The organism is Aequorivita sp. CIP111184, assembly GCF_900489465.1.
Taxonomy (GTDB): domain Bacteria; phylum Bacteroidota; class Bacteroidia; order Flavobacteriales; family Flavobacteriaceae; genus Aequorivita.
This window is the reverse complement of sequence record NZ_UEFQ01000016.1, coordinates 156,520-178,715: the sequence shown is the minus strand read 5'-3', so window position 1 is coordinate 178,715 and position 22,196 is coordinate 156,520. Positions and strand designations below refer to the sequence as shown.

At 35.0% G+C, this 22,196-nt stretch carries 20 protein-coding genes; 5 read left to right on the top strand and 15 right to left on the bottom strand.

Annotation, left to right across the window (positions count from 1 at the left end):
• Positions 1–53: 53 nt before the first annotated feature.
• Both AEQU1_RS06675 and AEQU1_RS06670 read right to left on the bottom strand, forming a co-directional pair.
• Positions 54–734, bottom strand: a complete 681-nt coding sequence (locus AEQU1_RS06675; RefSeq protein WP_111879800.1) for a LytTR family DNA-binding domain-containing protein — start codon at positions 732–734, stop codon at positions 54–56.
• Positions 727–1,737, bottom strand: a complete 1,011-nt coding sequence (locus tag AEQU1_RS06670) for a sensor histidine kinase (protein ID WP_258455180.1) — start codon at positions 1,735–1,737, stop codon at positions 727–729. The genes AEQU1_RS06675 and AEQU1_RS06670 overlap by 8 nt, the downstream gene beginning before the upstream one ends.
• 209 nt (positions 1,738–1,946) lie before the next feature.
• On the opposite strand from AEQU1_RS06670, the gene AEQU1_RS06665 reads away from it, so the two are divergent.
• The 5 genes from AEQU1_RS06665 (at position 1,947) to AEQU1_RS06645 (ending at position 7,156) form a co-directional block, all read left to right on the top strand.
• Complete coding sequence (locus tag AEQU1_RS06665; RefSeq protein WP_111880024.1) at positions 1,947–4,226, top strand: CotH kinase family protein; 2,280 nt, start codon at positions 1,947–1,949, stop codon at positions 4,224–4,226.
• A gap of 283 nt (positions 4,227–4,509) precedes the next feature.
• Positions 4,510–4,785, top strand: a complete 276-nt coding sequence (locus AEQU1_RS06660) for an EF-hand domain-containing protein (protein ID WP_111879799.1) — start codon at positions 4,510–4,512, stop codon at positions 4,783–4,785.
• Positions 4,786–4,928: 143 nt separating this feature from the next.
• Positions 4,929–5,687: a YHYH protein gene (locus tag AEQU1_RS06655; protein WP_111879797.1), complete on the top strand. Its 759-nt coding sequence runs from the start codon at positions 4,929–4,931 to the stop codon at positions 5,685–5,687.
• Between the two features lie 193 nt (positions 5,688–5,880).
• A complete protein-coding gene (locus AEQU1_RS06650; RefSeq protein WP_258455178.1) occupies positions 5,881–6,492 on the top strand; it encodes a toxin-antitoxin system YwqK family antitoxin in 612 nt (203 codons plus the stop codon).
• A gap of 16 nt (positions 6,493–6,508) precedes the next feature.
• On the top strand, positions 6,509–7,156 hold the full coding sequence (locus AEQU1_RS06645; protein ID WP_258455177.1) for an SCO family protein: 648 nt from the start codon (positions 6,509–6,511) through the stop codon (positions 7,154–7,156).
• A 28-nt stretch (positions 7,157–7,184) separates the two neighbouring features.
• Here AEQU1_RS06645 and AEQU1_RS06640 read toward each other — a convergent pair whose 3' ends face one another.
• The 13 genes from AEQU1_RS06640 to AEQU1_RS06580 form a co-directional block, all read right to left on the bottom strand.
• The gene (locus AEQU1_RS06640) at positions 7,185–7,757 is read right to left on the bottom strand and encodes a hypothetical protein (protein WP_111879794.1); all 573 of its coding nucleotides are present in this window, start codon (positions 7,755–7,757) and stop codon (positions 7,185–7,187) included.
• A gap of 212 nt (positions 7,758–7,969) precedes the next feature.
• Positions 7,970–9,727 (bottom strand): serine hydrolase, encoded by a 1,758-nt coding sequence (locus tag AEQU1_RS06635; protein ID WP_111880021.1) that lies wholly within the window; start codon positions 9,725–9,727, stop codon positions 7,970–7,972.
• Positions 9,728–9,821: 94 nt separating this feature from the next.
• A complete protein-coding gene (locus tag AEQU1_RS06630; protein ID WP_111879792.1) occupies positions 9,822–10,652 on the bottom strand; it encodes a DUF6503 family protein in 831 nt (276 codons plus the stop codon).
• A 100-nt stretch (positions 10,653–10,752) separates the two neighbouring features.
• Entirely contained in the window at positions 10,753–11,157 is a 405-nt protein-coding gene (locus tag AEQU1_RS06625; RefSeq protein WP_111879791.1) for an OsmC family protein, read from the bottom strand.
• A 79-nt stretch (positions 11,158–11,236) separates the two neighbouring features.
• Complete coding sequence (locus AEQU1_RS06620; RefSeq protein WP_111879789.1) at positions 11,237–11,620, bottom strand: DUF3703 domain-containing protein; 384 nt, start codon at positions 11,618–11,620, stop codon at positions 11,237–11,239.
• A gap of 24 nt (positions 11,621–11,644) precedes the next feature.
• Positions 11,645–12,136, bottom strand: a complete 492-nt coding sequence (locus AEQU1_RS06615) for a cytochrome c (RefSeq protein WP_111879788.1) — start codon at positions 12,134–12,136, stop codon at positions 11,645–11,647.
• A 75-nt stretch (positions 12,137–12,211) separates the two neighbouring features.
• Positions 12,212–14,296 carry an amidohydrolase family protein gene (locus AEQU1_RS06610; RefSeq protein ID WP_111879786.1) on the bottom strand — a complete coding sequence of 695 codons (2,085 nt, stop codon included), beginning with the start codon at positions 14,294–14,296 and terminating at the stop codon, positions 12,212–12,214.
• Between the two features lie 276 nt (positions 14,297–14,572).
• Positions 14,573–14,935: a hypothetical protein gene (locus AEQU1_RS06605; protein WP_181566723.1), complete on the bottom strand. Its 363-nt coding sequence runs from the start codon at positions 14,933–14,935 to the stop codon at positions 14,573–14,575.
• A gap of 495 nt (positions 14,936–15,430) precedes the next feature.
• Entirely contained in the window at positions 15,431–16,729 is a 1,299-nt protein-coding gene (locus AEQU1_RS06600) for a DUF2130 domain-containing protein (RefSeq protein ID WP_111879783.1), read from the bottom strand.
• A 168-nt stretch (positions 16,730–16,897) separates the two neighbouring features.
• On the bottom strand, positions 16,898–18,406 hold the full coding sequence (locus AEQU1_RS06595) for a reverse transcriptase domain-containing protein (RefSeq protein ID WP_111879781.1): 1,509 nt from the start codon (positions 18,404–18,406) through the stop codon (positions 16,898–16,900).
• A gap of 408 nt (positions 18,407–18,814) precedes the next feature.
• On the bottom strand, positions 18,815–19,543 hold the full coding sequence (locus tag AEQU1_RS06590) for a hypothetical protein (protein WP_111879779.1): 729 nt from the start codon (positions 19,541–19,543) through the stop codon (positions 18,815–18,817).
• 200 nt (positions 19,544–19,743) lie between these two features.
• A complete protein-coding gene (locus AEQU1_RS06585) occupies positions 19,744–20,031 on the bottom strand; it encodes a hypothetical protein (RefSeq protein WP_111879778.1) in 288 nt (95 codons plus the stop codon).
• 209 nt (positions 20,032–20,240) lie between these two features.
• Positions 20,241–22,085 (bottom strand): hypothetical protein, encoded by a 1,845-nt coding sequence (locus AEQU1_RS06580; RefSeq protein ID WP_111879776.1) that lies wholly within the window; start codon positions 22,083–22,085, stop codon positions 20,241–20,243.
• Positions 22,086–22,196: the final 111 nt, after the last annotated feature.

Sequence of the window (22,196 nt, the reverse complement as noted above, 5' to 3'; positions counted from 1 at the left end):
ATAACAAATTACAGATCAAGAGTAAGACACTGAAAACAAAAGAAAACCGATACTTAATTATTGAATAACTCTTTTTTAACAGCGTTATAGTAACTATCACTAACAGGTATTTTTTCCTTGGAAAGTAATAATTCTCTATTCTTTAAACCAGTTACTTTTTCTTTGTTCACAATATAAGACCTGTGGACTCTCAAAAATAAATTTGGCAATATGGATTCCAACTTGCCCAACGATTGGTTGGCCATTATTTTTTTTCCGTTTTCAAGATGATAGTTTACATATTCACTATCACTTTCTATAAAAATAATATCTTGATATAATACTTTATGAAGGTCGTACCCAGATTTTATAATGATGTAATTTTCTTCATTACTTTCTTGTTTTGGCAATCTTTCCACGGCGCTCAAAAACCGTTTGAAAGTTATGGGTTTCACCAAATAATCCAGTGCATTTAATTCAAATCCTTTCAGCGCATATTCTGAATAGGCGGTGGTGAAAATAATACGGGTATCGGTAGTATTTATAAGTTCAGCAAAGTCGGTGCCTTTTATGTCTGGCATTTGAATATCCAAAAACAACAGGTCAATTTTGGAAGATTTCAATAGCGAAAGTGCTTCTAGTGGGTTTTCAAAGGTTGCCACACATTCAAGGGAATCTACTTTTTGGATATAGGTTTTTATCAACTTTCTCGCCAATTCCTCATCATCAACAACTATACATTTTATTTTATGCATCTGCGTAAAGTTTTAAATCAACTTTAAAAGTTGATCCATTTTCAATATTTAAATCATGTTGGTTTGGATAGCTTATCTCCAAACGCTTTTTTGCGTTTTGCAGCCCGATTCCGCTACTTTTATCCTTAATTATTTTTACTGTTGGTAAACTGTTTTCAACACTAAAGGTAATTGTATTGTTTGATGATTGCAGTTTAATATCCACAAAAGCTTCGCCTCCTTTTTCTATTCCGCTGTGCTTAAAGGCATTTTCAATAAAGATAATGAAAAGCATAGGTGCTACTTCCACCGAAGTGTTTTCCAATTGATTTATGAAGGTTATATTGAAGGATTTGCTGCTTCTCAACTTAAATAATTCAATAAAATTTTCAATATAATGTATCTCTTTTTCAATAGGCACTTTAGGTCTTTCGCAATCATAAATTACATAACGCAGCATTTCAGAAAGCGAATGTATGCTTTCTGGGGTTTTTTCTGAATTCGAAATTGAAAGCGCATAAATATTGTTTAGTGAATTAAACAGAAAGTGTGGATTGATCTGCATTTTCAGAAATTTAAGTTCGCTTTCCGCAAGTGCCGCTGTTTGTTTGGCAATAGCTTCTTCTTTCTTTTGGGCAAAGAGAAAGGTTTCGGCTAAAACACTTAAAATATAACTTACCGAAATAAGTAGTAAGTGTATCAAATAAGCAGAGGGCGGACGAGGTCCATTGGGGCCAAGAAGTCCTCCCTGCCGCGGGGGTGGATTTATTGTTAATTCAGAAGAAAGGTAGGCGCTCAAAGCTACAACCGCCAATGAAACCACTAGGAAAATTGCATATTTCTTCTGAAACAACAATTTTGGAGCTATAAAATAGGATGCCGCTACTATCAACAAAACCTGAAACCCAAAGGCGCTCAAATTTGCCATTAAAAACCGAGTGATATTTTGTTGGTTTAAGCCCATAATAAGCCAAACAACAGCCCATAAAAGTATTTGGGCAAGGATGTGATATCGAATTTTCATACCACAAATAAAACACATTTTTTTTCATACTGTTTCAATTTAGCCTGTTTTGGAATGGCTAATTTGAATGGTTGAACCGTTTAAAAAGCCCATTCGCTTAAAACCGATGGCGTTTCACTTAATGTTCCAATTCAATATTTGCATTTACAGCATCTTTGTTCCTGAAATTCAATTAATACTCAGGAAATATGAACCAAAAAAAACTAAGAATGAAACAATTAGGAACACTTATGCTAACCGTAGTTATTAGCATTTTTGCAAGCCAGAAATCCTTTTCCCAGGATTTATATGACATCAGTACCATACAGACTATTGAAATTGTTTTTACACAATCCAACTGGGACGAACTTTTAGACCTTGAAATGGCAGGCGATAATAATTATACACAAGCCGAATCTGTAACCATTAATGGAGAACTTTTTGAAACAGTAGGTGTGAAATATAAGGGGAATAGTTCTTATAATCCCAATTATACTAAGAACCCTTTTCATATAGAATTGGATACTTATGTAGACCAGGATTACCAAGGTTATAAAGATTTAAAGTTGGCTAACGTTATTTTTGATCCCTCGTTTGTTCGTGAAACGGTTTCGTACAATATCGCCGGACAATATATGGATGCCCCAAAAGCAAATTATGCAAATATTTATGTGAACGGTGTATTAATAGGTTTGTACACAAATACCGAAGCCATTACCAAAACATTTGTGGATGACAGGTTTGGCTCCAAAACAAATGCTTTTTTTAGCTGTAGCCCTCCAGATGGAGCTGGCCCGGGTTCAAATGCGTATCCTAGTTTAGAATATTTAGGACCTAATAGCAGCAGCTATGAAGAAGCTTATGAAATTAAATCTGATGGCGCCGGCGATTGGGACGATTTAATTGAATTAACGAACATCCTTAACAACGATGTTACAAATATAGAGACTGTTCTTGATGTTGACAGAGCTTTGTGGATGTTGGCCTTTGATAATGTTATGGTGAATCTAGATAGTTATATAGGGCAGTTTAAACAAAACTATTACCTGTATAAAACCGATTCAGGAGTATTTAACTCCGTTGTTTGGGATTTAAATATGTCTTTTGGAACTTTCAATATGACAGGCGAAGGACCACCATTAAACTCCACTACACAGAAAGCACAAGTAAGCCATTTGTTGCATTTGAACAATTATCAATTTCCTTTGGTTTCAAAATTATTGGCGATTCCGCGTTACAAGAAAATGTATTTGGCCCACTATAAAACAATTCTAACGGAAAATATTACCAATTCAAATTACTTGACATTGGCCAACGATTACCAAAACCTTATTGATGCAGCAGTACAAGCCGATAACAACAAGTTTTACACCTACGCACAATTTGTTGGGAACATTAATACAGATTATAATCTTGGACAGAATACAGCTTCAGGGTTAACCAATTTAATGAATGCACGCGGAAGTTATTTGTCGGCTTTATCAGATTTCACAGTGACTCAGCCTACAATTTCAAACGTAGCTCCATCAAATAATGACCCTGATGTTGGGGATGCCGTTACATTTACTGCTACCGTGACCAATACCAATGCCGTTTTTTTAGGGTATAGAACAAATCAATACGCCCCTATCACAAAAATTCAAATGTATGATGACGGCGCCCATAATGACGGGGCTGCTGGCGATAATGTTTTCGGAATCGATTTAACGATAACCAATGACTATACACACTATTATGTGTACGCAGAAAACACCAACATCGGCGCCTTTTCCCCAGCACGGGCACAACATGAATTTTATACGCTTAACGCTAATTATATTCCGTTGCCCGTAGGCGACTTAGTGATAAACGAATTGATGGCAGATAATGAAACAGTTATTGCAGACCAAGATGGCGAATACGATGACTGGATAGAATTGTACAATAACTCAAATGCAACGGTAAGTCTGGACGGTCTATATCTTTCTGACGATCCGACTGATTTATTACAGTGGGCATTCCCTGATGGGCTTACTTTGGCTCCCGATAGTTATTTGATAGTTTGGTGCGATAAAGACTTAGACCAAGATGGACTGCATGCCGATATTAAATTCTCTGCCGGTGGTGAAAGCGCCATTCTTTCGTATGCAGATGGAACCATCATTGAAAATATTGAGTTTGGCCAACAGGAAACAGATTTGAGCTATTCAAGAATACCAAACGGAACTGGCGATTTTATTATTAAACAAGCCACTTTCGGAATAAACAATGAAATAATCCTTGGGACGGATTCTTTTGATGTTGAGTCGGCATTGAATTACTATCCAAATCCAACAAAATCGGTATTGAATATAACCAATCCCAACGGCGGTATTACCTCCGTAAAGGTCATTTCAATATTAGGACAAATATTGTTTTCTCAAGCCTATAATAACTCCTCATTGGTCGAGGTAGATTTTTCTGCCTTTGCAAAAGGAACTTATTTTGTTTCCGTAAATGAAAATACCGTGATTAAGATTCTTAAAGATTAAGTATTGAGGTTAAATTAAGAGGAATAAAACGGTTTTGTAAAAAGCTTCACTGATTATCGTGAAGCTTTTTTCATTTGCAATAAAACATTTTGGCTCAGTCTTAAGATGAAACATCGAATCATTTCAAAGAATTCTCTAACGCTTTAAAAGCCTTTCAAAATTACATATTGATTAAAAACACTCGTTCACTTAAAAGCGAGGCGAGTTCGCTGAAAACCCAACTTTTATATAAATCTATTGCAGACCTTTGAGGTCATAAGTATGAATTTAAAAAAATTATAATATGAAAAAGATAGTATTTACAGCAGTAATAATGTTCTTCGGAATAACATTTTCAAACGCACAGCAAAAAGGTGAAAGACCCCAAAAGCCACCAACATTTAGCGAGTTGCTAAAAGATTTAGATAAAAATGACGACGGAAAGCTTTCTAAAGCCGAATTGAAAGGCCCCTTAAAAGATGACTTCACAAAGATTGACACAGATGAAGACGGATTCCTTTCAAAAGAAGAATTGGAGAAAGCTCCAAAACCAGAAAGGAAAGAACGAAAAAGAGATTAAATAATAAAAGATTTTGTTTGGTTGGTTAGTTAGCAGTTTGTTTAGAGAAAGTTTCGTGAGCGATTGCGGGACTTTCTTTAATGACTACCCAAATAAGATAGAAGTGAAGATCACAAAAAACGTAATTAATCAAAAAAAAAATCATGAAAAGAAAATCAAAATTACCATTTTATTCAATTCCTTCTTTAATAGCGCTGATAGCTGTTTCATACATTTCATGTAGCAGTGATGATTCCAGTACACAAGAAGAAGAAGAAGAAGTTGTAACAGAACTACACGCTGCTTTTGCGGCATTTAATACCGAAGCAGTAACTATTTATTTAGATGGATCGAAGGTGGTTATAGAAACTACAGGCCTGCCCAATCACGAAACGGTGTATTGGGGTGAAGGTCATCCATTATACAGAGAAGAGCCTGGGGTTCAAGTTACACCTTCTATTATGTCCAGTAATAATAATGCATCAACTCTTACTGTGGATGCTACTCCAAATTTAACTGGCAGTACCGTGTCTACTCAACTCGGCACCGTCGGTATTGCAGTAAGTGGTTCGACAATTTTTAACGACCAAGAAGGTGGCGGACCTTTAGATCAAGCAGCTGCAAGTTTAGATTGGACGGGAGCGCATATTGGCCCAGGCGTATATCACTATCACTTAGAGCCAAAAGCTTTTACAGATGATGATGATAAATTAGTTGGAATCTTGCTTGACGGTGTTTTTCTCTACGGAAGAAAGTGCAATGCTACTGGCACCTATCCAACAGACTTAGATGCCTCAGGTGGCCACACAACCGCCACGCAATATACTTTAGGTGAAGCAGAATACCATTACCATATTATCAACGAATTATATTCTAATACAGGATCTTATTTAGCTTTTGCAGGTCCTTATCAAGGGTATTAATATAGTGGTACTTCCATTATTTGTTAGGAAGGAAATGAAGTTTTTTTAAATTGGACGTAAGACATAGGACTAATAATCTGCTCATTTTTATATTTTTTTAGTCTTACGTCTTATGTCATACAGTCTTATGTCAGTCTTTATACATTAATATCAAATTATCTCCATAACATTTGAAATAGAACCAAAATTTTTTATGAAACCACTTCTTTTAATACCCTTCGCACTATTCTTATTTATAAATTGTAATAATAAGGAAGTTGATATGGCTGTTGCTACTAAAGAAGCATTAGTTATTGAAAATATTGAGGTATTAAAAGAAGAATTGGTTCTAAACCAAATAGAGGGAAAATGGTATTACAGGAATGAACCCTTTTCTGGCTATTCTATCAAGCGCTATGCGAATGATACTTTAGCTGAAAGACTTGGTTACGTCAATGGCAAAAGAGAAGGGATTGCTAGACAGTGGTCAGACAAGGGAATTCTTCGTTTAGAATCTTATTACAAAGAAAACCGTTTAGATAGCGTTTATAAAACCTGGTGGGATAATGAAGAGTTATCTGCACAATCAAACTATGTAGCTGGCATAAAACTAGGCGTTGAAGAAGAATGGTATCCCACAGGACAGATAGCCAAACAGCGGCAACTTGTTGATGGGCAAGAACAGGGCTTGCAAAAAGCTTGGCTGCAAAATGGCACCTTATATGTTAATTACGAAGCCAAAAACGGACGCATTTTTGGAATGCGGAAAGCTAATTCATGTTATAAACTAGAAAATGAAGTTGTTGTTAGAGATAAAAAAATATAGCCCTTTTTTAATTTTAATGCTGGTACTATTAGGTACGAGTTGTAAAAATGAGCTCAAAAAAGAAGACATCAAAACTGTTGAAACCAGCAGAGTGGATCACCTACCCTATTATAATGATGAATCATTCACGCCAAATTGGTTAACTCCCGGTTCTCCGGAAGAAAAGAGTTTTCATAAAATTCCTGATTTTAAATTGATTAATCAATTAGGAGACACGATTACCCAAAAGACTTTTGAAGATAAAATCTATGTTACAGATTTCTTCTTTACAATTTGCCCCGGCATTTGTCCGCAGTTGGCGGAAAGTATGATTCAGTTACAAGATGAATTTAAAGAGGATGATGATGTACTTCTGCTTTCACACTCGGTAATGCCATCTACAGATACGGTAGAAGTTTTGAAAGAGTATGCTGAAACCCATGGTGCGAAAGCTAATAAATGGCATCTAGTTACTGGTGATAAAAAAGAAATTTATTCGTTGGGCAGAGATCAATATTTTGTTGAAAATGATTTAGGGGTTCCAAAAGGTATAGACGATTTTCTACACACCGAAAACTTTTTGCTTATCGATAAAAAAAAACATATTAGAGGTATCTATAATGGCCTAAACAGAGCTTCAATTGTGCAATTGATTACAGATGTCAAAACTCTAAAAACAGAGTAAAAGCTTAGTCATTTTTTCAAAGTACTACTTATAATTTCTGAATAATTAAAGCTGCCAACTCCCTAGCCTTTTCTTTATTAGCTTCGGCATCATCAGAGATTCTTACATGTAGATGAATCATCGTTCCCTTTGCCAAAAAGGTAAGCTGCGACAACGTTGAACCCCACATCGCCATATCGCCAACGCCGTCTACGGTCACTCCATCTCTATAAACCTTAGTAGAAGTTTCAAACATTTTATCTGTAGCATCTTTAACCAATACGATGCTCGCTTCAGCTGGATAATTAAGAATTACCTCTTGCCCTGCAATACTTTTTGTTGTGGAAAATGCAGTTGTCTTCCATTTGTAAAAACATGTGGGATATGTTCGCATCACATCTTTTATTTCGGCAAGATCATCAGCTGGTATACCCAATACTTCCTTTATTTTTTCCTCTGTTAGGAAACTACAGGGAGATGAAGCACTTTCAATTAATTCAGGGGCTGCCTCTTTTTCATTTGTTATTGCTTCGGTTTGGGTGGTTTCTGCTTTGGAAGTTTCAGAGTTTCCGCAAGCTATTGCGAAAATGCAGCAGGCAATAAGAAGTAATGATTTCTTCATAATGTTAAATTTGGGGTTGGAGTTCTTAGTTAAATTTTTTTAAGCCATTGAATATTTGACTACTAGCCAATAAAAATACACAATGGAATCCAATTACAAACTACCAATTAGAAACAAAAAAGCTTACAGATTCAATAAATGAACCCGTAAGCTAATATAACATTCAAGAGTCAGGCATAACCTAAAACTGAAAACTGAAAACCGTTTACAAACTATTCTACCCGCTTCCCAAGAATTTCCTGCCCGCCTTGAAATAAGGTCAAGCTCTCAATACTACCACTTTCGTTTTTATTAAAAGTGATTTGCGCCGCAACCACTTTCACATAAAACTCAGTATCATTTTTGGGAAATATTTCAAAAGAAGGCTGGCCGGTTGCTTGTGCTTTTAGTTGATTGCCTTCTTTTGTTATTGTAAGAATAAAACCGGGCTGCAATTCATATTTGCCCACATAGCTTGCCAAAATAGCCTCAGGTACGGTTGCATCCTTTACCATTCCTTCGGTTTCCACACCCATTTTTTTCAGCATATCAATCCCGTTTTGGTTAGCAGGATTCAACTCGACCGATTTCTTATAATTTACAATCGCCATTTCGTTTTTTCCTTGCTCCATCAAAACTTCGCCGTAACTGTCATACACATTTGAAGATTTTGGAAATGCTTCTACATTTAGTTTAAAAAAAGCTTCCGCTTCGTCTTTCTTTCCAGCTTGTAGCAAGCTGTAACCCATACTGTTCATTGCGCTTTCGCTTAATGAATATTCCTTTGATTCTTTGTTTTTTTCATAAAACGCAAGACCTGTTTTTAAATCTTTATCAATAATTACATTGTACACTGATTTGGCCAAAGACTGTTTCGGGAGGGCGTAGGTTGCGTCGTGCAATATTCCGTTTATAGCTATAGTAATAGCTTCCAAAGGTGCGCCGCCAGTATTATTAAGTAAAATAATGGTCGATTTTTCTTTCGGTATTCGTGTAATCAAAGTATTAAAACCATTTATGCCGCCGCCGTGACCAATTATTTGTGTACTGTCCTTTGTATTACCAATGGTCATTATGCCAATCATCCAACCATAGCCGTAAAAATTTCCAAAAGCTGGAATGTATTTTTGATACATCATATCCATATATTTCTTTGGAAGTAACTTTTCAGTATACAATGCCTGATCCCACACGTACAAATCTTCCACAGTGGAATACAACGAGCCTGCGGCATAAGGTGTAGACATATCTATATAAGGCGAATTTTCAGGCTGGCTGCCTTTCATTTCATAACCTGTAGCACGCTTTTTTAAGATAGTGCTGTGGTGGTCATAGCCAGAATTTTTCATATTTTGGGGGTCGAATATTTTCTCTTGCAAAACGGCTTCATAGGTTTTACCTGTAACTTTTTCAATGATTGCGCCTAATAAAATATATCCAGAATTACTGTAGGCAAACTGTGTTCCTGGCTTAAATGTTAAGGTAGAATCTGCAAACATTTCTAGCATTTCGGTGGGCGTGTATGGATTGCGACTAAGTTCTTTAAAGAAGTTAGGAAATGAAGTATAATTAGGCGTGCCCGAAGTATGCGTCAATAATTGGTGGATGGTGATTTTATCTCCATTGGTTTTGGAATAATCTGGAAGATATTTTGAAACAGTGGCTTGCAAATCTAACTTTCCTTCAGCTACCAATTGCATAATTAGCATGGCGGTAAATTGTTTGGTAATACTCCCCAAACGGTGCTTGGTATCGGGCGCATTGGGAATGTCCCATTCCAGATTTGCCATCCCGAAGCCTTTTTTATAAATAACCTTTCCTTTTTCGGCAACTAGTACTGAGCCACTAAACTGACCGTATTCGGTATATTTGTTTAAAAGATCATCTAGCTGTGCTGTTTTTGTTTGTGCAAAGCTAATAGCAACGGTTGCCACAAAGGCAATAACCGCAACAAAGGTTGTTCTGCGGAAAGATGTTTTTTGAGATTTCATGATTTGATTGATTTTGATTGATGAATTATTTTGATTGTAAATAGGACGCATTTAGAGCAATAGTGTTACAAGTAAAATTTCATCAGCTTATCACTTAGCTCTCAAAATCTGCCTTACTCAAACCATTATTGAATTTAATATCAGTCCAAGTTACTTCTATCCAAGGTTCCTCACTAAGATCTGCATTCCAAGTAGATTTTTTATACAATCGCTTTGTGGGAATCAACATGCCATCTACTTCTTCATATTGAAGATGCATTAAATAAGGTGTTTCCATAACGCCAAAATCGACTACACTAAATAGAAATTGATCCACCAAGGAAGTATTCTTATTTATATATAATTGATACACATCTGTAGGCTTTTCATCTGAGGTAGTAAAGCTAATCTTCACCACATCATAGGCCTTTTCAGCTATAGTTTTTTCACCCAAATATTCATAATTCACCCCTGGATCCAATAATTTTTGAAACATAGTAAACCAATAAAAGTTGGTGGGTCTATTAAAGGCAACACGTTTCAATTGTGTGGTATCACTTAATAATTTTCCCTTGTTTCTTAGCCAATATTCTCTTCCGTTATATCCCTGCTCAATTGCTCCATCAAGTTCAGATAAAGTACGCTCGTGTTGATGGTATACGCCATAGGAAAGCTCCCCATCAAAAAGGTATTTCTCTGTTGAAACATCAGCTTTCCCATCTGGAGTTTGATATTTATAGGTATATACAACATCCTTCTTTTTGGCTAGCGAATCATAATTGCCAACTTTTTGCACCATTGTATAAACTAACTCATGCCCTTTGTTTTGAAAAGTAGGAGTAGTTTCTTGAAGTGTGGTTGCTTGAGGCACATCTGCCTGAGGTTTATCTTTACAGGAGATAAAGAGGATGCTTAGTAGTATTGCTGTTAGTAGGCTAAATTTCATAATAGATTTTTTTCAAAGAATTAATTTGTCTTGGTCGGAGCAGTTTCATTATAATTTCAGTCTAGAAAAAATAATCACTATGCGCTTCCAAACGAGTTATTTATTTAGTTATCTGTTTAATAGTGCCATTGATAGCACAAGAAATCTTGACTGTATTGTAAATAGTACCAAACTTTTCGATATTCTTTTTCAGCAGATCAAGATTTAAATTATTGTCTGGGCTATAAATAAGCAGCTCGTAATTTATTTCATCCATTCGCGGCGGTTTCTCCAATCGGGTAGCATTGATTGTTATTTCGGCACGGGTGTATTCAAAATTCATAAATTCTGAAAAGCGTTCCACGTTTTTAAGAATACAGGACGAAAGAGAGCCTAAAAATATTTCAGCTGGATTAGCCAAGGTATCAGCAGTTTTGGGAGTAATGCCAAAACTTATCTCCGATTGCTTAATGTGAATGGAAGCCTTACTTTTTGAGGAGGCTTCGGCTTTTACAGTGTAGTTCATGTATGGTTATCAGTTTTGGATTGTCAGTTGTGGGTTGTGCACTTCGACTGCGCTCAGTGTGACAGTTGTAGGTTTGCGTTTAGGCAGGGACGGTGCTAATGTCCGTTTTTATGAAAATATCCTGTAACTCTTTTTCTAATGGAAATGGCTTTAAGGGAGGTACGTTTGCACCACCGGGATTTCCAACGGGAACTTTTCCAACAAAGGACTTCACACCCCCAAAAAGAAAACGCGGTATTTGCCCTACTATTTCCTTTACACTTTTAATTGCAAACCCAAATTGCAACATTTTCCAATGCACAAAAGTATGGGCGAACGGATATTTTTGTCCGAGTATATGGGCTCTTTCCAAATGGTGCCAAGCAGCTTTTAAATTTCCGTCTGTGTATTCCGTTCGGTACTTTTCTAGTTCTATTTCGTAAAAGGGTTTTAGCTCTTTTGGAAGTGAAGTGTAAAGTTTCATTTTTAGATTTTTTCTACCCTGTTTTTATTGACGATATGTGGCGTGACATTGCACGCAAAGATTCATTGTATTTGACAATGCTTTTAATGATTTGTTTTTATCGCCACTTTTAAAAACTTCGCTCATTTTGTCTGCACTTTCATGGAATTTTAATCCTAAATTTTCAAAATCCTTATTGCCAAATGATGCACACATTAATTTCATTTCAGTGGTTGAACCTAATCTAGTATAGGCAATTTTTGAAGCTTCATCATATTTTTCTTCAGATAAAAGAAGAACAATATTTTGAACTGCATCTAAATGATCTCTCATATTCATCAATTGATGTTCCTTTTGCATTGGGTTTAGCTTTAAAGATACTCTATTATCATCTCCCATTGTGGAATTTTCCATCATTGAAAAATCTGCTTCTTTCTTTACTACTTCCTTTTCTTTGGGTTTGTTTTCATTACAAGAAGTAAAAAAAATTGCTGAAATTATTGTTAGTAGAAGTACTATTTTGTTTGAGGTTTTCATAGTATGATTATTCGTATTTATCCAAAGCTAGAAATACAGTTTCGATAATATATCAATATTTTCAATATATAGACACTAATTCTCTTTAACCGCTGGTTTTTCAACAAAGGGTTTAATACCAAATTCTGGATATACTTCACTCGGGAAATAAATTACTCCCCCACGAGATACCATGGAAATCTTTTTAATAGCCTTAATATCTTTAGTTGGATCGCCTGGAATTAAAAAGAAATCAGCCAGCATTCCTGGTTCAATAATGCCTCTATCTTTTTGTCCAAGATAGTTGGCCATATCATAACTGCCCAATTTCAATAGTTCTGCTGGAGTGTAGCCAATTTGCTGGTAGAGTTCCAATTCCCTATGTAGGGTAAAAGCGCCACCCAAATCGGTGCCTGGCACGATTAAAAGACCACGCGCTTTCATCATTTTTAAGGTCTCTACAATTTTATCATACGCCCCTCGATACGCTTTATCTTCCTTTTCATCGGCTATACTTGCCATAGCCTCTTTAGCGTCACGTTGTCTACTAGCGGGCATATGGTCTATATAGTCTAAAGTACCCACCTGCGTTTCCCCATTGCGGGAAAGCAATAAAAGTTCGTGAATAGCCAGCGTTGGGTCCATGGCTACTTTATTCTTCACCATTAAATCCAAGGTTTTTTGAACGGGCGCACTGTTTAAATCCAAATCTGGCAAACGTTGCAAAGCCGTTAATCGCAATAAAGAACGGGTATCTTCCCCGGGTTCCAGCACCCAACCCAACATCGTTTGGTTAATGTGGGTCAATTCATCAAAACCTGCATTCAGCATATCGTTTGCAGTGGAAAAAGCAGGCACGTGCCCCATAACAGGCATATTCAATTCGTGCGCTTTTTTAACAATGGCAGGCGCCCAAGCCCCAGTCATACTGTTGTATAATTTTATCCCGTAAAACCCTTTATCGGCATAAGTCTGAACCGCTGCAATCGCTTCTTCTTCACTATCAACAAGAATCCCCAGATTGGCACTAAACGGACTTTTACCCTCTATAAAGCCCATTCGAGTGATGTTTGGGCCTGCTAAAGTTCCAGATTTTATCTTTTGAACAAGACTATCCAGCACATCGTTGTTATTTCCCATATCGCGAACTGAAGTAACCCCCGCCAAAACATTTAGAATGGCATCATCTTCGCCCATATGGCCGTGCATATCATAAAGTCCTGCCACTATGGTTCCACCAGCGCCATCTATTTCTATTTCGTTTTCACCAGCTGTGGCATCTGCCGCATCTATGCTTTGTATCTTATTGCCACTCACCAATACAGAAGCCAAATCAGTAAGCGCTAAAGTTTTTGGATCGAATATCTTAACGTTGCGAATGCGAATATTTTTATCGTAGTTGTGTGCAAATCGCTTTTGCAAATCTTCAAAACGTGCTGCCGAATACTTCTCGGCAAGCATCCGCATTTCTTTTTCTTCGCTCTCATAACCCTCTCTTATTATGATAAACCGAGCATCAATCATGGCGAAAAACTGGTTGTTAGCATCCAAAATAAAATAAGAAGGATTAAGATTTACGCCAGACAAAGCATAGGTTTTCAGCTTTAATGGACTATCGCCTGTCTTCGATTCTATACTTTCTAACTCTGTCAGTTTCAAATCTCCAGCAGGAAGTGCAGAAACCGATTGATCTTTTGAATTTAACAGCACTCGCGCTGTCATAAACAGCGAATATGGACTGCCGGACTGGTTTACATAAAAGGAAGGTTTTTCCACAGTTGCAGTAGCTTTGCCAGAAGCGTCTTTCCAACTTGCGTTTTTTCCGTCCAGCTTAAAATGTTCGTCTATAGTGTTGCCAAAAGTAGAACTACCGGCAATATCCCATTGCACCGGAAACCCATCGGCATTAAGCACTACGGCTTCCTTTATAGTTGGGCCTCTGCCATTGTTTTTATAATCATAATCTATAGCAACCGAATCGCCAGCACGCGTAACGTTTAAATGGCCCACTTTTATACCGCCAGTAATCACGGAAAAAGTTTCTTTTTCGGGCAAATCTGCTTGTGAAGATACCTTCTCTGTTTTTTCTTTACAGCCTTGGCTCACTAGCAGTAGCAGTGCAAAAAGGAGATAGTAGGGTTTTAGTTTTTGGAGGGTTGGTGTTTTAAGAATGAAAGACATAATTGAAATGGTTTTGGTTGGTGCGTTGATTTTTAGTTGAGTTAAAACTACGCTATAGTTTGTTTACATACAAGCTTTTAGACCACGATAATACATAAAGACTTACAAGGGATGAAGGAGGAAATACGAAGTGCAAAATACGAAGTGCGAGCGACGAGCGACGAAATTCGATTCACGATTCACGATTCACGACTCACGACTCACAACTCACGACTCACGACTCACAACTCACGACTCACGAATCACGACTCACGAAGTTTATACCAGCTGGAGGGTTTATTTGTTTTTAATTTCAACACTTATAATATGTATATCATTTTCACCTACATTTTTTAATCTATGGGGTGTTAGTGGTTCTGTCCAAACGGAAGTAGATGGTAAAGGAGCTTTGTCAAAATTTCTTGAATCAACTTCAATATTATTTTTATCATCATAGCGCACGAAATCTGACCAGCTCAATATATAAAGTGTTGCTGGCCATTTATGGGTATGAAGCTCTGTTGTTTCATTTGGAGGAATAAGCGTGTCAATTACCCGTACTGTTTCATTCTCTAATAATATTTTATGATGCTGTGGGGAAGCAATTAAAGCATCTAATTCGTCAGGCCACATCCAGGTTGAGTTGGTATTATCTTTCATGATTATTTGGTTTTTCTGTGGTTGTTCACAACACAACAGTATTGAATATCTAACATATACACGTTAGGTATTTTACGAACCAAATATAAAAATAATTAAACCCAGCAAGTACGGAAAACCATCAATGGAAATTAATTTTAAAAAACAACGCCACCCTATTAGGCTCCTTCCCCTAATCCAAAACCCAAATAAAAAACGAGAACATCATTAAAGGGGAAGGTGGCCCCGACTTTTTTGTCGGGGACGGAAGGGGTAGGTGCATTACAAATGCTTAATTTAAATAGGCACGCTTTTTCAAAAGCGCGCCAGAGGGTGAGGGAAATGGGTGAATATGTGAGTTTGTGAGTAAGTAAATAAAGAGTTATGGGCTGTAGGCTATAGACTATAGGCTATAGGCTTTAAGCTTTAAGTAAGAACCAACCATCCAACAATCCAACAATCCAACCATCCAACCATCCAACAATCCAACAATCCAACAATCCAACAATCTAATTCCTAATCTAGTCCATCAAACTTAGCCTTCATAGTAGGATTGCCATAAGTTAATTTCTGAATGGTTAAATCATCTGCTTTATTATTGGCCAGTCGCAAATTGTTTTCCGAGGATAACAAAGCATCTTTTGTTTTTTGCAGATGACTTATGGTTTTATCTATTTCGTCAATCGCGGTTTTAAACTTTCGGCTCGCTAAATCATAATTGTATGCAAACCCTTTTCTAAAAGCGTCAATCTTATCTTCAAAATTGGTAATATCAATATTTTGGTTCCGCATCAAATTCAGTTCCGCTTTGTATTTCATGGAATTCATCGCTGCGTTTCTTAGTAGCGTGATAATAGGAATAAAAAACTGAGGCCGCACCACGTACATTTTTGGAAACTTATGCGAAACATCAACGATCCCCGTATTGTAAAACTCACTTTCCGACTCCAACAGCGAAACCAAAACAGCGTATTCACATTTTTTATCTTTCCGGTCCTTATCCAGTTTGGCAAAGAAATCCTCATTTCTTTTTTTGGTAGCGGTTTCGTCATTTTCGTTTTTCATTTCAAACATGATTGAAATGATTTCATTTCCCGCTTCATCGGTTTCCTTATAAACAAAATCGCCTTTGCTCCCACCGCTGGAGTCGTTGTCTTTTTCAAAATAGGCATTCTGAAAAGCCGTGGCCCGCAGTTTATTAAACTCAGATTCACAATGTTGCTCCAAGGTTTCCCCAACCATTTTTGTGGAGAGTTTTTGCTTATAGTCTTTTAGACGCGCAATTTCATCGTCTTTCATTTTAATGGTTTCCTCCTTCACCATTAGGGTATTATTAAACTGCTCTTTTATGGATTTTTCGAGCAACTGTGTTTCAGTTTCTTTTACCCTTAAATTATTGGCAAGCGTATCGCGTTCCTTTTCAATGAGCTTCACTGCCTCTGAAACCGACAGTCTTTTATCCATTTCCGCATTTTGGATTCTGGAATTCATTTCCGCGATTTCTGTTTCCTTTCTAGATTTTAGCTCAGCAAGTTCCGCTTCTTTTTTTGACAGTTTATTGGCAAGATCGGCAGCGCTGTTTGCTTTTAATTGCGTTAGCTCATTATCTTTTTTGGCAAGTTGTTCTTGCAGCGAATTTCTTATGTTAGCTTCTGCAAGCTTCACCGCACTATCCTTTTCCCGCTCCGCAAGCGTAAGCCTATTGTTTAACTCTTCCTCAAATTGATGGTCGCGAACTTGTTTAAGTATATCTGCAAATCCAGCTTCATCTACTTTGAAGGCTTTTTTGCAGTTTGGACATTTTATTTCGTTCATGATTGTTGTATTAAATGTAGCAGAAAGATTGGTCAGGTCTTTTATTTAGTAAATATAAAAAATAATTAACCCCACCAATTACGACAAAATTGACCGTTGATTTGACTTAATGAAATTAAATCAGGCTGGGTCGCATTCCAAATGCACAATATGGTTATTGATATTTTTTTATGGAATATTATCAAAATTGAATTTATTCATATATCTTTTTAATATAATCATATGCCTTCTTAATTGCCTTCTAATTTCCGGCGCTTCCATAATATCAGATGCTCTGTACGCATATTTAATAAAGTTACCTCTATACTTTCTTGTAAAGTCTTTTTTTATAAGCTTGCCTTTTAAATACACAACTTTAGAGCCAGGTAATTCTCTAGATTTTATTCCTCTAAAACTATATAACCTGTAAATTTTTCGCTTAAAAATAATAGCGTCATTTGTCAAACATTTACTTTGAATTTTATCCACTCGCTTCGCTTTCATTGCTATGCTTTCCTTCATCTCCCGATAAAATCTTGAAACATTAGCAGATTTTATTAAAGTTTTATAACCGTAGAAATCAAATCCTAAATATTGTAAGTATGAATTTGAAATTAACTTATCATTTTTGATTTTAAAGCATTCAAGTTTATTATCAACTCTTTTAAATATAAATTTTTCAGTTTTATCTGTAGAAATGGTCAATTTTATCTTTTCTATTTCTTCTTTTATAATCTTTTGAGTCTCATCAATATCTTCAACGTCACAAATGACAACTAAATCATCTGAATATCTTCGATAATAGCAGTCTTTCGATTTAACCAATTTTTGAACAATATTTTCATCAAACGGTAGCATATATAAATTGGCAAGCATAGCACTTATTGGCAGTCCTTGTGGAATCCCCGAAATAACTCCATCTTTCTTCTTTTGATTTTTATAAACCTGAATTTCTGAATCTTTAAAATCTTGATAGTTCTCAAATAATTGAAATTTCCCTTGATTTTTTAGATTGGCTATTTTTTTTTCATTTAAATTTCCATTTACTCCTACTCGCAAATCATCATAATAAAAATAGCTATAATTGGTTATTGATTTAAACACGGCATAATGATCCTTAGGTAAACTTTTAGTCCCTAATATTTTACTCCATATTTTCTTTAACTGTAAATGATTTAAGGTAGGAAAGAAATTCTTAATGTCAAAAGCTAATACAGCGCAGTTTTCCTTTTGTTTAATTACTTCAAAAACTTCCTTCGCAAAATCAACATTATATTTAAAACGGATTCCATCGTCATTTACGATTTGTCTGTAAGCAGTAATACAATCATTTAAAGCCTTATCAGTTTTTAAATAATTTTCATAATTCGGTTGAATAATTTTGTGAGAGTAATATGAATAAATATGAGAGTCGATATGCGTAGAATACATAATCGGTCTCATTTTGGAATTTGTAATAATTTCACCTTTATCATTTACTGCTTTATGCGAACGCCTATTTAAATCTTTTGAAAATTTGTAGCGCCTGTCATTGGTCTGTTTTAGGATAAATGGGGAAAATCTATGATTTTGTACTTTTTTAAAATTTGAAACATAATGTAGCACATTGGTTTTATCAACCTTATTAATTCTATTCGTCAAATGGAGGTAACCCCTATCTTTAAACCAATCTTTTTTATTTAAGGAAGAATTTTGCATGTTTAAAAAAAAGGAAGCCCTCAAAGCTAGTTACCTAAAAATGCTTAACACTAAAGAAACTTAGTTGTACCACTAACCGAATTCTCGGTTCACTTTTTAGTTTTACGTTAATAAGATTGACCTTATATATAATAAACCAAATATTCAATGAAGTTATGAAGCAAAGAAATACCTCAAATGTAACAAATGACGTTTTGATTCGTCTAATATATACGGTGACCTTAGTCGTGTGCCAAGAAATAAGTGCGTTCCTCGAGGAAGGTGCTTATTTCTGGGCTACCAAAATATCAATCTACGTATGATTTATCCCTCTAAATTTTAAAGGTCTGATTGACTGGGGCATTAACCCACCATGATACAGTAGATGTCATTTTTAAATGTAAAGGACTTCCTAATTATCTTTCAAACTTAATCTTTTTTTTGGTCAATACCCCTACGCTTAGAAATAGAATCTATCTTCTTCAAAGGTTTATAAATTCTCTTGTCATCCGTAAAAAATTCTTTTGGCAAATATTCTTCGGAAAACTTTTCTTGGAATGCATTATACCATAAAACCTTAAACAATTCTTCAGAACATTTACGCTGTAATTCTCCGTTCTTTGCATTATAAATTGATTTTTGATTATTTAGTTTAAAGCCATTTAAAATAAATGCTGGAGATGTATGCGTCAATATAGTTTTTGTTGTTGAATTTGAATCTTGCCCTGCACTTCTAAATTTTTTCCTTTTTTCAAGTTTGTAGGTTTTAAAGAATATTCTTTTACCAAATTCATAACTTGAGTTTTTATAATCTAGAGTTTCTTCAACTAATTTTTTATGACCCTCTTTCAACTCTTTTTGTTCATTATGAAAAGTAACATCAGACAATAATACAATAGTATCTTGATATACATATCCTTCTTCAAATATCATTCGATGCTGATTAAAATACACGCATAGGTATTTAATATTATCTGCAATTTTAGCACTTGGCATTTCACTACTAAAAATTTGTTTCTTTTTTTCAATGTGAATTTCCTTAACGCACATAAATGGCGGGATTTGATTTACATATGCATCTATTTCCCCGTCTTCTTGATATGCTAATGGATGTGATTTAAGTGTTACAATATCTCCAATGTCAAATTTATTTTTCATATTTATTTTGTGATTTTTCTATTTTCCATTAATCAAAATGAATAATTCTTTTTTAAAATTAACAATCTCAAGTATTCCAATATATTTTTCAAATGTAACAACAATACAATCCCACCAAGTAAGGAAAACCTTAGCAATAAACTTTTTAAATAACCAAGCTGAGATATTTTTAATGTATTAGTAAATTTATTCTAATCGGTTTAATCATTATTTGCAGCTCTCATACCTGCTTTAAAACCTCTATTATATCCACCTCTGTATGAATCTTGACCTAGCTCAGGTAATGGACACAAAGGAGTGAGTGGACATAAAGAAAGTGATCCTTTAACGTCTTTCCAACCTTCACAATATCCATCTTCCCAACCGTCGCAAAAATCACCTACTGAAAGCGTTTCGATTTTTGTTAATTCTGTATTATTTGTTGAATTGAAAGCTGATAATACAGCAAAGCCAGCTATTAAAGTTGTAATAATCAATACTTTTTTCATTTTTATATAATTCAAATTTTTGCCTACTTCTGTTTAGGGTTTTTTTTCGGCTTATTTCAACCATCATTGTTTTAATTGTTCGTTTATGATGTACTAACAATATTGGATGTTCGCATTATCTACACGGGTTCCTATTTTAATGTATTTCCAAATGTAACAACAATATAAACCAACCAATTACGGGAAACCGTAAAGGGAGCTAAATCTCTTTATTTACTCAATGCCTTAATAATCCGTTCTTCGTTTATAACTATATCTCTAAATAATACGTGCGGAAATTCTTGATATTTGGAATCCTTAAATGTCTCAAATATTTTAGAAAGTGAAGAAGCCGTAATAAGCGATAAATTCATTTCAGTGTCCATTTCACAATCATAGACAAAATCATCACTGAATTCAGGTCCGACAAGTAGAATCTTGACAATTCTCAGATTATTTTTAAGGGCTAGATTCTGATATGATTTTAATTGTCTTGAAACAGTACTAAATTTATTATAGCCCTTTTCTTTTACTGTCTTACACTCTACGATGATTATTTCATCATTACCCAAATTCAAAAGAATATCCATCATATCCTTTTGAGTATTTAGTTGATTTTTAAACTTATCATCTACATTAAATCCTAGCCCTTTAAATATGATTTTAGTAAGCTCTTCAAATTTTAGCCCTAATTCACTTTCTTTAACCGAAATGCCATTTTCCTTTAATAAGTTTAAGTTTCGATATCCAACATTAGCATAATTTTCGAGATATAAATTCTCAACATCTTTGTAATGTTCTAGAATATTTAAAATATCATCCCCGCGCTGTTTGATACCGTTGTCTTTAATAAATTTAGACAAATCTGGTTTGGTAATTAAATCTAAAATATCTCTTGGTTTTATATTATAGTCAAGTAGATAATCCGCAATTAAAACATTTTCATCTTGTAACTCGAACTGATCTTTGAGTTCTTTATTTAGTTTAGGAAGTGATTGATTTAGCTCCAATAGCATCTTGTCAAAACCATCGATTGATATCCCAACTTTTTCGTCTTTTTCAACGTTATCAAAATGCTCAATTAGACTGGCAATTTTGTCTTCTAATGTACTGCCCTTTAGGTTTTTTATATTTAATCCTTTTTCGCAAAGCTCATTTAAGGTCTTTTTCTTCTCGGTTAGATTTGTTCCTGGCTTGTATATTTCATTTATAAGTAAATCTGTAAAAGAAATACCTTCTTTGATTATCTGCTCTATCTTCTGGGAGTTATTTAATTTTCTATCAATATTATGCTCTTTAGCAATTTGATTAATAATTGGTTCTCTCAATAATTTCAATGTCCGCCTGTAAAACTTTTCAGCTACTTCTTTTTCTCTGACTTTTCTTAAGAGTCTAACCATTTCATCAGCTACGTAAATTGTATTTTCCTTTTTCGAAAAGAAAACAACACCAAGGTTTTTTAAGCTATTAATTACATCTTGAATATCTACTTTCTTAATTGGCAAAATCGAATAATTAATCAACTTAACGTCTTCTTGCGAAAGTCCAAGTTGTTTTGATAGCGTTAAGATAATTGATAACTCATCAGAAGTTATTTTTGCATCGCGATTATTTGCAATATCATTTGTATATGCAGTAGATAAACAAGCTTTATAAATGCGATAATCTCTTTTTCGAGATTCACTCAATTCCGATTTATCGCTTTCCAATTCTGCTGTCAGCGTTTTAATCTTTCCTTTCAGATTCTTTATTTCAGTTTCGTATAATCTTGAAAACCAATCTTGCTTCATCAAACAATTTCCATCTCGAATTATAATGTCAATTAAAATGTCCAATTGTGAATTGGCTTCTTGGAATTCACACTTTAAGTGCTCCGTAAACTCCGTTGAAATCAAACCAAATATATTCGACACATTTTGGCTATCAACCGATTTAAGCCCTTTGTCAGATGAACTTAATATTTTCTCAATTTCCTTTGAATTTTTTGGATTTTTTGTAATGATATGGTCTATAATCTTTATAAAAGAGTTCTTTTCTAAGGAACCCAGTTTATCTAGTATTTTTTCTAATTTCATAACTTTATTTAGTTCAGGTTCTTTAGTATTTTGTCATGACGCATATTCGCCTTAGCCGCTTACGCATAAACAACACAAGGACACTTCATTCTTACATTTTCAAATGTAACA